This window comes from Agrobacterium sp. 6Ca8 (assembly GCF_055382765.1).
In genome coordinates, this window is record NZ_AP026433.1 from 1,986,782 (window position 1) to 1,999,293 (window position 12,512).

General features: G+C 58.6%; 14 protein-coding genes. 7 read left to right on the plus strand and 7 right to left on the minus strand.

Going from position 1 to position 12,512, the window contains the following annotated elements; all coding sequences use genetic code 11:
* The first annotated feature begins 4 nt into the window (after window positions 1–4).
* Together xdhC and ACZ5A6_RS09900 are read left to right on the plus strand one after the other, a co-directional pair.
* The gene (gene xdhC, locus ACZ5A6_RS09895; RefSeq protein ID WP_174061019.1) at window positions 5–853 is read left to right on the plus strand and encodes a xanthine dehydrogenase accessory protein XdhC; all 849 of its coding nucleotides are present in this window, start codon (window positions 5–7) and stop codon (window positions 851–853) included.
* A gap of 238 nt (window positions 854–1,091) precedes the next feature.
* Window positions 1,092–2,018, plus strand: a complete 927-nt coding sequence (locus ACZ5A6_RS09900; protein WP_003513655.1) for a LysR substrate-binding domain-containing protein — start codon at window positions 1,092–1,094, stop codon at window positions 2,016–2,018.
* Here ACZ5A6_RS09900 and ACZ5A6_RS09905 read toward each other — a convergent pair.
* Window positions 1,994–2,332 (minus strand): hypothetical protein, encoded by a 339-nt coding sequence (locus ACZ5A6_RS09905; protein WP_003513656.1) that lies wholly within the window; start codon window positions 2,330–2,332, stop codon window positions 1,994–1,996. The genes ACZ5A6_RS09900 and ACZ5A6_RS09905 overlap by 25 nt on opposite strands.
* 558 nt (window positions 2,333–2,890) lie before the next feature.
* Here ACZ5A6_RS09905 and puuD point away from each other — a divergent pair.
* From puuD to ACZ5A6_RS09920, 3 genes are all read left to right on the plus strand, one after another.
* The gene (gene puuD / locus ACZ5A6_RS09910; protein ID WP_003513658.1) at window positions 2,891–4,153 is read left to right on the plus strand and encodes a urate hydroxylase PuuD; all 1,263 of its coding nucleotides are present in this window, start codon (window positions 2,891–2,893) and stop codon (window positions 4,151–4,153) included.
* Window positions 4,150–5,460 (plus strand): guanine deaminase, encoded by a 1,311-nt coding sequence (guaD, locus tag ACZ5A6_RS09915; protein ID WP_174061018.1) that lies wholly within the window; start codon window positions 4,150–4,152, stop codon window positions 5,458–5,460. The genes puuD and guaD overlap by 4 nt, the downstream gene beginning before the upstream one ends.
* Window positions 5,461–5,670: 210 nt before the next feature.
* A complete protein-coding gene (locus tag ACZ5A6_RS09920; RefSeq protein ID WP_174061141.1) occupies window positions 5,671–6,393 on the plus strand; it encodes a sulfite exporter TauE/SafE family protein in 723 nt (240 codons plus the stop codon).
* A 19-nt stretch (window positions 6,394–6,412) separates the two neighbouring features.
* On the opposite strand, the gene ACZ5A6_RS09925 is transcribed toward ACZ5A6_RS09920, so the two are convergent.
* A complete protein-coding gene (locus ACZ5A6_RS09925) occupies window positions 6,413–6,997 on the minus strand; it encodes a hypothetical protein (RefSeq protein ID WP_464110920.1) in 585 nt (194 codons plus the stop codon).
* A 178-nt stretch (window positions 6,998–7,175) separates the two neighbouring features.
* Here ACZ5A6_RS09925 and ACZ5A6_RS09930 point away from each other — a divergent pair, with 178 nt between their 5' ends.
* On the plus strand, window positions 7,176–8,309 hold the full coding sequence (locus ACZ5A6_RS09930; protein ID WP_065659120.1) for an alpha-hydroxy acid oxidase: 1,134 nt from the start codon (window positions 7,176–7,178) through the stop codon (window positions 8,307–8,309).
* A 203-nt stretch (window positions 8,310–8,512) separates the two neighbouring features.
* Here the strand turns inward: ACZ5A6_RS09930 and ACZ5A6_RS09935 are convergent, their stop codons facing one another.
* Both ACZ5A6_RS09935 and ACZ5A6_RS09940 read right to left on the minus strand, forming a co-directional pair.
* A complete protein-coding gene (locus tag ACZ5A6_RS09935) occupies window positions 8,513–8,857 on the minus strand; it encodes a DMT family transporter (RefSeq protein ID WP_464110921.1) in 345 nt (114 codons plus the stop codon).
* A complete protein-coding gene (locus tag ACZ5A6_RS09940) occupies window positions 8,854–9,438 on the minus strand; it encodes a TetR/AcrR family transcriptional regulator (protein ID WP_174061017.1) in 585 nt (194 codons plus the stop codon). Before ACZ5A6_RS09940 ends, ACZ5A6_RS09935 begins: the two co-directional genes overlap by 4 nt.
* A gap of 190 nt (window positions 9,439–9,628) precedes the next feature.
* Here ACZ5A6_RS09940 and ACZ5A6_RS09945 point away from each other — a divergent pair, with 190 nt between their 5' ends.
* Complete coding sequence (locus tag ACZ5A6_RS09945) at window positions 9,629–10,906, plus strand: D-alanyl-D-alanine carboxypeptidase (RefSeq protein ID WP_025594233.1); 1,278 nt, start codon at window positions 9,629–9,631, stop codon at window positions 10,904–10,906.
* 3 nt (window positions 10,907–10,909) lie between these two features.
* Here the strand turns inward: ACZ5A6_RS09945 and ACZ5A6_RS09950 are convergent, their stop codons facing one another.
* The 3 genes from ACZ5A6_RS09950 to ACZ5A6_RS09960 are packed head-to-tail and all read right to left on the minus strand — an operon-like array spanning window position 10,910 to window position 12,512.
* Window positions 10,910–11,653 carry a metallophosphoesterase family protein gene (locus ACZ5A6_RS09950; RefSeq protein ID WP_080797920.1) on the minus strand — a complete coding sequence of 248 codons (744 nt, stop codon included), beginning with the start codon at window positions 11,651–11,653 and terminating at the stop codon, window positions 10,910–10,912.
* A 5-nt stretch (window positions 11,654–11,658) separates the two neighbouring features.
* Entirely contained in the window at window positions 11,659–12,015 is a 357-nt protein-coding gene (gene uraH / locus ACZ5A6_RS09955; RefSeq protein ID WP_003513673.1) for a hydroxyisourate hydrolase, read from the minus strand.
* Window positions 12,012–12,512 (minus strand): ureidoglycolate lyase, encoded by a 501-nt coding sequence (locus tag ACZ5A6_RS09960; RefSeq protein ID WP_174061016.1) that lies wholly within the window; start codon window positions 12,510–12,512, stop codon window positions 12,012–12,014. The genes uraH and ACZ5A6_RS09960 overlap by 4 nt, the downstream gene beginning before the upstream one ends.

Sequence of the window (12,512 nt, forward strand, 5' to 3'; positions counted from 1 at the left end):
CATAATGACGTCCCTCTCCCGCTTCCTCGCCAGCTCCGGACCTGCAATCCTCGTGGAAATCGAGGCCGTGAAAGGGTCATCGCCGCGCGAGGCTGGAACCTTCATGCTGGTAAGCCGGAAGGCGCTGTGGGAGACCATCGGCGGCGGGCAGTTCGAATATATGGCGATAGACCATGCCCGTGCCATGTTGAAGAACGGTACGACCGAAGACGGCATGGATATTCCGCTCGGCCCCGAAATCGGTCAATGCTGCGGCGGCCGCACCTTGCTCCGCTTCCGGCTGGTAACGCCGGCCATCGCGGCAGCACTCGAGGCAAGGCTTAAGGCTGAAACCGAGCAGCAGCCGGCCGTCTTCATTTTCGGGGCGGGCCATGTCGGCAAGGCGCTGACAGATGCTCTGTCGCTTCTGCCTTTGACACTGACCGTGGTGGAAACCCGTGAAAACGAGTTGCGCGATCTTTCAGCCGGTGTCGTATCCGTGCTGACCCCCATGCCGGAAGCGCTGATCGCGAAAATTCCCGCAAACGGCGCTGCGATCATCGTTACCCACGATCACGCACTCGATTTCCTGATTGCAAAGGAAGCGCTTGCCCGCGACGATCTCGCTTATGTTGGCATGATCGGCTCAAAAACCAAACGCGCCACCTTCGCCCATTGGCTGGAGCGGGAGGGAGAACCCGCTACCCGCCTTCAAAAACTCATCCTGCCGATCGGTGGAAGTAGCGTCAGGGACAAGCGCCCCGCCGTCATAGCGGCCCTTGTGGCAGCCGAGTTGCTGCAAGCATTTTCCGCTGCCGAAACCCGTCGCACCGAAAATCAGCGCGGCCATCCTCAAGACCAAGATCACGCCTGATCCCGTCGGGCAGGCTTTCATCTACCAGATTATCCGGTCGAAGGCTTTCAAGGGAAAACCGTTCCGCGGTCCGCAGACCCGCGCGCAGGCGGGACCACGCGCGCAAGAGTGCTGTGCGCATGTTCGTCTCCATTTAAAAAATGTCAGAAGCTCAGTTGATGAATTGAGCTAAAAATGCTCTGTTTTCCGGATAAAAACCAATGAAACCTTTGGCAGTTGGCATAAAGAGAACTTATCCATGAAAATGTCCCGCCAGTTCCCCCTGAATGCCCTGCGCGTGTTCGAAGCCGCCGCCCGGCATCTCAGCTTCACCAAGGCCGGTGAGGAACTGGGCATGACGCAGACGGCGGTCAGCTATCAGGTGAAACTGCTGGAAGAGAATGTTGGCGAGCCGCTGTTCATCAGAAAGGCGCGGCAGGTTGTGCTGACCGAGGCCGGGCAGAAACTGGCGCCGAAAGTTGCGGAAGCCTTCAACACTTTACGGGAGGCCGTCGACAATGTCCGTGACACCTCTGACACCACCCTGACAATTCACTCCACCGCGACCTTCGCATCGCGCTGGCTTTCGCGGCATCTGGGAGCTTTCCAGCTTGAACATCCCTCGATCGCCGTGCGGCTCGACACATCAAGCGCATTGATCGATTTTACGCAGTCCGATTGCGATGTCGCCATCCGCTGGAGCAGCGACGATGGCAAAGGACTGATCTATCATCAGTTGCTGCGGGGCGTTTACACGCCGATGCTGCATCCGAACCTTGCCGAAAGCATCGGTGGATTGAAAAAGCCGGAGGATCTTCTGCGCCTGCGCATCATCGATCCGGGTGACATCTGGTGGAGCCAATGGTTCCGGGAAGTCGGCATCGAAAATCCGGGCCTCGACCGTTATCCGCGCAGCCGCCTCAGCGTGCAGGCTTTCGAAGCCGCAGCGGCAATTGCCAGCCAGGGGGTAGCCATGCTCACCCCTGAACTTTATGCGGACGAGATTGCCCTCGGCCGCCTTTATCAGCCCTTCGAGCACCTCAGCAACGAAGGTAAGAACTACTGGCTCGTCTACCCTGAAAACCGCAGGAACATTCGCAAGATAAGGCTGTTTCGCGACTGGATACTGAAGCGGATCGACGAAAACCGGCCGCAAACATCTCAATACCCCATATCAGGCGCATAAAAGCAGCGCGGCGTGTCCTCGTCCGGGAACAGACAGAGATGATATTCTCCATCCTCGGATCGTCTTGCCTCACGCTGCGACCAGCTGAAGACATGGCGCCGCGTCACCAGACGATGATCGCCGGGCGCAAGCGAGACCTCGTAACCATCCTGCGTGACACGAACACTTCGCGTAGGGATCATCTGGCAATCGCCGGTTTCGGCGTCGCCATTGCAGCAGTAGCTTTCATATTTGAACCCCTTGTGGGATTCATGCGCAAGCGCCGTGGCGTTAAACGCCATCAGCAGGAAAAGAACTGTCAGAACAAGGCGCATCGGCACGGTCTCCGTTGAAAACAACGGCGGCTGCCGGAAGGTCATTGCGTCACTTCATTCAAAATCCAAGCATCAACGCATACCCGGACGCAACGGCACCGGGAACTGCAACACCTGCCCCTGATCTGCCCCCCGCCCCCAGGGTTCGCAGCACCCGCTTTCGGAATGAACCGCCAGCGAAAAACATGTCATTGAAGCCCTGCGCCTCTGACCGAAAACCGGAAAGAACATGCGCAACATAAATGTGTCAGAGTGCCCTTCGAAGCGTCCTTTCGGACGCAGGTCGCTCCAAGGCCCCGCAGCCCAATAGTTTTGCACATCAGCAGACTGCTCAGCGGATAATAGCTGAGTCGCGTTAGCCAGCTAAGCACAAACTCAGCGGCAGAACGGCTCCTTGACGATTGGACGGGGCCGGAAGCGGGGCGTCGCCGCGCCTGCGCCAAAGTTGTGGACACGAGCGTACGGGATTGTGAACAATCATGGTGCGGTGTTTGCTTTTCCCTTTCCTAACGGTCAAATTTCTCGCAAGGTGCGCTGCACAAGGATCAGGGGAACCGAATGTACGAATATGCCATTGCGTGGGAATGGATGGCCTTTGCCGTCCGCTGGCTCCACGTCATCACCGCCATCGCCTGGATCGGCTCGTCCTTCTATTTCATCGCGCTCGATCTTGGGCTGGTCAAACGGCCGCATCTGCCGCCGGGGGCCTATGGCGAGGAGTGGCAGGTGCATGGCGGCGGCTTTTACCACATCCAGAAATATCTGGTCGCCCCGGCCCAGATGCCCGAACACCTGACATGGTTCAAATGGGAAAGCTACATCACCTGGCTGTCCGGCTTCGCCATGCTGTGCATCGTTTATTACGGCGGCGCCGACCTTTTCCTCATCGACCATTCGGTGCTGGCGCTCACCCAGTTCCAGGCCATCTGTCTGTCGCTGGCATCGCTTGCTGTTGGCTGGCTGTTTTACGATTTCCTCTGCAAATCGCCGCTTGGCAACAACACCTGGGGCCTGATGGTGGTGCTTTACGTCGCGCTGGTGGCGATGGCGTGGGGCTATACGCAGGTCTTCACCGGCCGCGCCGCCTTCCTGCATCTCGGCGCTTTTACCGCCACCATCATGTCGGCGAATGTGTTCTTCATCATCATTCCCAATCAGAAGATCGTGGTTGCCGACCTGATCGCCGGGCGCACGCCGGACCCGAAATATGGCCGCATCGCCAAACAGCGCTCATTGCACAACAACTACCTGACGCTGCCCGTCATCTTCTTCATGCTGTCGAACCATTATCCGCTGGCCTTTGCGACCGAGTTCAACTGGATCATCGCAGCACTTGTCTTCCTGATGGGCGTCACCATTCGCCACTGGTTCAACACCACCCATGCCCGCAAGGGCAAGCCGACATGGACCTGGCTGCTGACCGCGCTCATCTTCATCGTCATCATGTGGCTTTCCACCGTGCCGAAGGTGCTGACTGGCGAAGAAGAACAGAAGGCGGCAACGCTTTCGCCGATGCAGCAGCAATTCGTCAGCGACGCCCATTTCGCGAGCGCCCGTGATGTCGTTCAGGGCCGCTGTTCCATGTGCCACGCCGCCGAGCCGGTGTGGGAAGGCGTGCCCTTCACGCCGAAATCGGTGAAGCTCGAAACCGACGCGCAGATCGCCGCACACGCCCGCGAAATCTATTTGCAAGCCGGCCGCAGCCATGCCATGCCTCCCGGCAACATCACCGCCATCACCCCGCAGGAGCGCAAAGTGCTGACCGCATGGTATGAAAGCGCCGTTTCTGCGGGCAAAGACGCCAAGGAAAAAACCGAATGAGCATGGTTCTGCTGCGTGGCCGCCTGTTAAGCTTCCGCCGCGCGCCGCTCGCAATCGACGATACGCAAAGCTATCTCTACATCGAGGATGGCGGCCTGCTTATCGAAAACGGCAAGATCGCCGCCATTGGCGACTATGCCGATATTCGCAAGCAGGCACCTGATGACATCGAGGAGAAGGACCACCGCCCTCATCTCATCGTGCCGGGCTTGATCGACATGCACCTGCATTTCCCGCAGATGCAGGTCATCGGCTCCTATGCCGCCAACCTTCTGGAATGGCTGAATACCTATACTTTCCCGGAAGAATGCCGTTTCGTCGAAAGCGCGCATGCCCAGCGCATCGCCACACATTTTTACGATGAGCTTCTGCGCCACGGCACCACCACGGCTGTCGCCTATTGCTCCGTGCACAAGACCTCAGCCGATGCGTTTTTCACTGAGGCCCTGAAGCGCGGCATGCTGATGGTGGGCGGCAAGGTGATGATGGACCGCAACGCCCCGCAGGGCTTGCTGGACACGCCGGAAACCTCCTATGACGAGACCCGGGCCGTGATCGCCGACTGGCACGGCAAGGGCCGCAACCACGTCGCCATCACGCCTCGCTTCGCCATCACCTCTACGCCGAAACAGATGGAAGCAGCCCAGGCGCTGGCGCAGGAATTTCCCGATCTCTTCATCCAGACGCATCTTTCCGAAAATCTGGACGAGATCAAATATACCTGCGAGCTCTACCCGGAAGCGACCGATTACACCAACATCTATGTGCGTTACGGCCTGATGGGCAACAAGACCCTGCTCGGCCACGCCATCCACCTCTCGGAACGTGAGGCGGACGTGCTGTCGGAAACCGGTGCAGTCGCCGTGCATTGCCCCACATCGAACCTCTTCATCGGCTCCGGCCTCTTCCCGATGAAAAAGCTGCAACGGCGCGAAAAGCCGGTGCGCATCGCAGTCGCGACCGATATCGGCGGCGGATCGAGCTATTCCATGCTGCGCACCATGGATGAGGCCTACAAGATCCAGCAATTGCTGGGCGAACGCCTGAACCCGCTGGAAAGCTGGTATCTGATGACGCGCGGCAACGCCGAAGCGCTTTCCATGGTCGACCGCATCGGCACGCTGGACGCCGGCACGGATGCCGACATCACCGTGCTGAACGCCTCCTCGACACCCGCCATGGCGCTGAAGATGGAAGTGGTGAAAAGCCTGACCGAAGAACTGTTCCTGATGCTGACCATGGGCGACGACCGCACCGTCGTCGAAACCTACGTGGCCGGCAAGGCGATGAAAAGCGCGCTTGCATAGTTCGGTTTAGGCCGAAACATCAGGTCGTGGCCTCATCTATATCAGTACATATTGAAACGAGCGGGCGTCGCCTGTTTTTCTCTCCCCGCCGGGGAGAAGAAACAGGCCGCACTCGCCCGTTTCATATGATTGCCTGACAGCCCAAGTCAGCCGAAATGCGAATGACCTCTGGAGTGCGCCGTGCCGGATTTTGAGACAACCACAACGCTCATGATTGTCGCGACATTCATCGTCGCGGGCGTCGTCAAGGGCGTCACCGGCATGGGCCTGCCGACCGTTGCCATGGGCGTTCTCGGCCTTTTCATGCCGCCGGTCGTTGCCGCAGGCCTGCTCATTCTGCCCTCCTTCATCACCAATATCTGGCAATTGCTGGCCGGACCCGATTTCAAGGCGATCGTCTCGCGACTATGGCCGATGATGATCGCCATTGCCGTCGGCACGCTTCTCGGCATCCGGCTGATGACATCAGGCACCGGCGTCTGGACCACCTCGGCGCTCGGATTGTGCCTCGCGGCCTACGCAGCCTACAGCCTTCTTGCAAAGCCCTTCGCCGTTCCCGCAAGGCTGGAACCGAAACTCTCCCCGACCGTCGGGCTGGCGACCGGCCTTCTGACCGGCGGCACCGGAATTTTCGTGGTCCCCGCCGTGCCCTATATCCAGTCACTTGGCTTCAGCCGCGACGATCTCGTGCAGGCGCTTGGCCTGTCCTTCACCGTCTCCACCGTTGCGCTTGCCGCCGGCCTTGCCTCTCAGGACGCCTTCCGCGTCGAGCACATGTCGCTTTCCGCACTCGCCGTCCTGCCAGCGCTTCTCGGCATGTGGCTTGGCCAGAATATCCGCCGCATCGTCACTCCCGCGACATTCAGGCGCTGGTTCCTCATATGCCTGCTTATGCTAGGTGGTGAATTGTTCCTGCGAGCATTCTGGAGCTGATTCAAGCGCAGTCGAACCGTCACCGCTTCAGAGGCGCAATCAAATTATAGGCGACAATTTCTTTGTCTTCCGTCCCCTCATCGTAAATCTTCGCCACCGTGGCGCGCAGATCCGGCGAATAAACCGCTGTCCATCGTTCTTCCTCTTTGCCGTTTTTACGAATGTCGTAGGTCACATAAAACACCTCGTAATTGCAGAATTTAATCGGAAAGGCGCGCCGCTTCGTAACTGCAAGGGTCAGTGACCACTTATCCTCGATTTTGGTAGTTTCGAGCGGCAGAAATTCAAAAGTGCGTCGAGCGCCAACTTTCAGAGGCCAGAATGCTTCCAGATTTGACGTAAAGTGCTGGCTGTAATTGCCGTCATCGCCCGAACGCGCCAGCTCGATTAACCCCCGAAAGAGAAAAAGCCTCTGTTTGCCTGCGCCTTGAAAATCATTCTCCACCAAGACGATCGGTCCGGATCGCCTGAATTCGCTGCGCACCTGACCGTGGGCAAGAACAAACTCATCTCCATCATTTTTACCGGAGGGGCACTCGGCGGCGAAAACAATCGCGGGCGAAATAAGAACTGCGATAAATAATCTGAGCAAATAATTTAACATATTAAAATACGCTATTATTTGAGAAACCATCTGAATTATTATCAAAATACAGTATATTTCAAGCATAATCCCTAGCCATTTGCGAGTGCAAAAAGCACTGCTGCAAAGACGATTGCCATCGCGTAAACGCGATTACCATGTTATGTGAAGCCATCATTCAAATGTGAAGGCTTTATCCATGGGCAAAATCCTCACCATAGCGGACCTGAAGAAACAGGCTCAGCGCCGTGTGCCGAAGATGTTTTTCGACTATGCCGATAGCGGCGCCTGGACGGAAGGCACCTACCGCGCCAATGAGGAAGATTTTTCCAAGATAAAGCTACGCCAGCGTGTGCTGGTGGATATGACCGACCGGTCGCTCGCCACCGAAATGATCGGCCAGAAGGTTTCGATGCCGGTGGCGCTCTCCCCCACTGGACTAACCGGCATGCAGCATGCCGATGGCGAGATGCTGGCGGCGAAAGCGGCGGAAGAATTCGGCGTGCCTTTCACGCTTTCCACCATGAGCATATGCTCCATCGAGGATGTCGCCTCCGTCACCTCCAAACCTTTCTGGTTCCAGCTTTACGTGATGAAGGACCGGGATTTCGTCAATAATCTCATCGATCGCGCCAAAGCCGCCGGATGCTCGGCGCTGGTGCTGACGCTAGATCTGCAAATCCTTGGACAGCGCCACAAGGACCTGCGCAACGGCCTCTCCGCCCCGCCGAAATTCACCCCGAAACACATCTGGCAGATGGCCACACGGCCGAAATGGTGCCTCGACATGCTGCGCACCCAGCGCCGCAGCTTCGGCAATATCGTCGGCCACGCCAAGAACGTCTCCGACCTCTCGTCGCTCTCCTCCTGGACGGCCGAGCAATTCGATCCGCGCCTGTCGTGGAAGGATGTCGAATGGATAAAGGAGCGTTGGGGCGGCAAGCTCATACTCAAGGGCATCCTTGACGAGGAAGATGCGCGCGCCTCGCTCGATACCGGCGCGGACGCCATCATCGTCTCCAACCACGGAGGTCGCCAGCTCGACGGCGCGCATTCCTCGATCGCCATGCTGCCGAGGATCGTCGACGCCGTTGGCGACAGGGTGGAGGTACATATGGACGGCGGCATTCGCTCCGGCCAGGACGTGCTGAAGGCAGTAGCACTCGGCGCCAAGGGAACCTACATCGGCCGCCCGTTCCTCTACGGCCTCGGCGCGGATGGCAAGCAGGGCGTGACGACGGCGCTCGAGATCATCCGCAAGGAAATGGATATCAGCATGGCGCTTTGCGGGAAGCGGCTGATTACGGACGTCGACCGCAGCATTCTGGCGTGATGGTGACGACACGGCATACAACGTAAAGATCGAAGCCGATGCTTCGGTAAGAATATCGCCTTTACGCCGCCTCCCTCATTTCTGTGCTTGTCACAGGGATCCAGCGAGCCCAAGCCCTTGGGCTGAAAGGACTATTCTCGTCGCGCAGACGCGCGACGGCTGGTTTCCTGTGACGAGCACAGGAATGAGGTGGAGAAGTCCGCTCAATGCCCCACCGTCTTCGAAAACACATTGACGATCACCACCCCGGTCACGATGAACCTAAGACCAACCACCGCAGCAATATCGAGCGTCTGGCGGAACACGAAATAGCCAATGCCGGAAATGAGCACGATGCCAAGCCCGCTCCAGATCGCATAGGCAACGCCGACCGGCAGCGCCCGGAGCGTGAACGACAGGAGATAAAAGGCCGCACCGTAAAACAGTGCCATCAGCACCGTCGGCAACAGCTTGGTGAATTGCTGCGATTGCTGCAGAAAGGAAGTTGCGATGACCTCGCAGACGATAGCCGCGACAAGCGCCCCATAAGTCAAAACAGCCGCGTTCATCGTTCCACTTCCTTTTTCGTCTGGGCGATCATCCGGGCCCTCAGAGCCGCCCTGTCGCCACCCGCTTTACCGTCGTCGGCGAGTAGATCGGCAAACCAGATGCCGTCAGCCGCAAGCCGCACCATCTCCAGCACCACCCCGTCATCCGTTTCTTTATGACGGGCAAGGCGCCCCTCAATCCAGCTGTTCCACATGCGCCGAAGCGACGGTTCACCGACCATGGAAACCGAGATCGCTGCCCATTGCCTGCCCGAATCCCTGCCCCGATCCGAGAAAACCGCGTTCACATAGGCCCTTGTGAAGCTCCCAAAAGCTTCACAATCCTGTGAGATGAGGTCGTCGATCTCAGTGTCCAGAGCCGCCAGAAGGTCAGTCATCACCGCTTCCAGCAGCACCTGCTTGGAGGGAAAATGATGAAACAACCCACCCTTCGTCACCCCGGCGGCATCGGCCACTGCCTGCACGGAAAGCGCCGCAACCCCCTGCTCGGCAGCGAGTTTCGCCGCGCAATCGAGAAGATTGCGGCGAACGATCTCAGGCTGCTTTTTGCGTTCATGTGCATTTGTCATGGTCACAAACATACCGGATGGTTGGTTTCTTTGCAAGGAAATTGTGAGGGCGACGGCCGACTTGAATTTCATACTTAATTAAGCATGAAAGCGATCTCTAAAGTTTTAGCGGTTTTGTTGCCGGAAAGTGTCAGTAAAACTTCGCCCATCGCGGCGATCGAACAAAAAGGGGTGGACCATGTCGGGAACGATCAAACGGGGAATGGCGGGCGCATGGGTATTCGCACTCGCCTTCTTTTGCGCGATCCTCTCATTGCAGGCATCGCCTGCGCAGGCCGGTTATGCTCATTTCATCATGGATGCCAATACCGGCAAGGTCCTCGCCGCGCAGAACGCCGATGTGCTGAACCACCCGGCATCGCTGACCAAGATGATGACGCTCTATATGACCTTCGAGGCGTTGCACGCCGGCCGAATTCGCTGGGACCAGAAGATAAGGATGTCCAGGAACGGCGCAGCCGTCATCCCCTCGAAGCTTTATGTGCGTGAGGGCCAGACGTTTACGGTGCGCGAAGCCGTCTACGGCATGATCGTCAAATCCGCCAATGACATGGCGGAAGGCATGGGTGACCATCTCGGTGGGTCCGAGGCACAATTTGCGCAGATGATGACCCGTAAGGCCCGCCAGCTTGGCATGACCAAGACGGTTTTCCGCAACGCCTCCGGCCTGCCCAGCAAATCGCAGGTGACGACGGCGCGCGACATGGCGAAACTCGGCCTTGCGTTGCAGCGCGACTTTCCGAAAGAATACGGCCTCTTTGCCATGGAATCCTTCAGCTTCCGGGGCAAGCGCATCCGTGGCCACAATAATCTGATGTATCGCTATCAGGGCATGGACGGCATCAAGACCGGTTACACCAATGCGTCGGGCTTCAACCTCGTCAGCGCCATCAATCACAATGGCCGCCGTGTCGTTGGCGTCGTGCTGGGCGGCAAGACCGCGCGCAGCCGCGATGCGCAGATGGCTGCTCTGCTGGACAAGGCGATGCCGCAGGCCTCGAGAAGCCGTAATACCGAACAGCTGGTGGCAAGCGCCAATGTCAGCCGCACCTTCGATGTGCCGCCCGCAGCCGTCCCTCCGGCAGCCGTACCATTGCCGATGTTTGCCGAGCGTCGCGCCGATCCGATCGCCATGCAGATCGCCACGGCGAACAGCCAGATGGCGGATATGATCCAGGTCTCTGCCATTCCGAAACCCGCACCCGCTGCACAAATGACCGGCCAGCGCAGCCGCTGGGAAGTACAGATCGCCGCCACCGACAGCGAAGCTGCCGCCCGCTCGCTGCTCGCCAATGCGCGCTCCAACATCGCCGGCAGCTACTCCGGCATCGCGCCCTATACCGAAGCGGTGCAAAGCGGATCGGCAACGCTCTACCGCGCCCGCTTTACCGGCTTTGAAGACCAGTCTTCGGCGGTTTCCGCCTGTAAGGAGTTGAAGGCGCAGTCTTATGCCTGCGTTGTCATGAACAGCGAAGGGTGAGTTCTACCGCTTGAGCCAACCGTTTTCCAACGCATCGGCCAGATACGGAATGCCGTTGACCTTCGCCATCTCGGCCATGGCAAGATTATCGTAGCGTATCTGCCGGAAATACACCTGCCAGCCGCGTGCGGTTTCTTCCAGCACGGCGTAGCTGGCAAGCGGATGACCGACCTCGACATGATGGTCGAACGGCGTGTCATCCTTCCAGCCGGGGCAGCCAACGCTGCCGGGATTGACGATCAGGCGGCCATCGGAGAGCTGCACGGTGCGGGCGATATGTGTGTGGCCGCACAACATCAGCGGCTGGGTGATGCCATCAGCCATGGCCTCGATTTCGGAAAGCGGTCGCAATTTCAGCACCCCTTCCGGCGAAAGCGTCTCCAACCAGTATTCCAGATCACCGCGCGGCGAGCCGTGGCAGCAATAGGCGACGTCCTTGAAAACCATGCTGAACGGCAGGGTGTGCAGCCAGTCCAGATGCGCGGCGGTCAGCTGCGCATGCGCCGGCCTCTCCCAGCTGCCCATCTCCTCCGGCGCGCGCTCGATCAATTCGCGATCATGATTGCCGAGAACGCTGGGTATCCAGTTGCCAACCAGCACATCGCCGGTAAAACCCGCTTCCAGCGGACCACTGAAGCAATCGCCGAGATTGACGATGTCCTTGATGCCCAGCCTCGCGATATCCTCAAGCACGGCCTCCAGTGCGGCGCAGTTTCCATGAATATCGGCAATGGCGGCAAAGATCATGGCGGTCAGCTTCCTCGATAGGTGGAGTAACTATAGGGCGAAAGCAGAAGCGGCACATGGTAATGGCCGCTCTCGTCGGCAATGCCGAAACGGATGGGGATGATGTCGAGAAAGGCGGGTTCCGCCAGGGTGACGCCCTTGCCTCGCAGATAATCGCCCGCATGGAAAACCAGCTCGTATTCCCCGGCCTTGAAACTGTCGCCCACAAGTAGCGGCCCGCCATCAACGCGGCCATCGCTATTGGTCTTAACCGTCTTAATCTTCTCGCGACGATCACCCGAGAGCCGGTAAAGCTCGATCGTCAGCCCCTCGGCGGGCGTGCCATGGGCGGCATCGAGGACGTGAGTGGTCAAACCGGTCATAGGCTGGGCTCCGCGATCATGTAGGGCGCATCGAAAAAATGCTCTTCCAGATTGTTGCCCGGCCCCTCGCGATCGGCAACCAGAAAATCCGAAATCGCCTGCAACGGCATCAACGGGTAATGCCATACGTTGCGGCGGTAATTCACGCCCTGATCCCCGCCCGCCAGAAAAGCCTGCGGCCGACCAGGCTTGCCGCCCTCGTCCTCGGCAACGACAACAAGGAAAGGCCTGCCGGACAGCGGCGAGAAACTCTGGCTGCCGAGCGGATGCCGCTCCATCATCTCGATTGTATGGGGAAAGGTACGCGGCTGTCCGCGGAAAATATTGAGGATGATGCGCGCACCCTCGCCCGCTGCCTCGGGTGCCGCAAGCGCATGATGCCGCTCGGTCTGGCCGCCATTGATGTGGCGCATGGAAGAGGGTGTAATTTCGATCACATCACCGAAGGATGCGAACGCCTCTCTGGTGAGAGGCTTGATCTCGAGAAAATCAGTCAA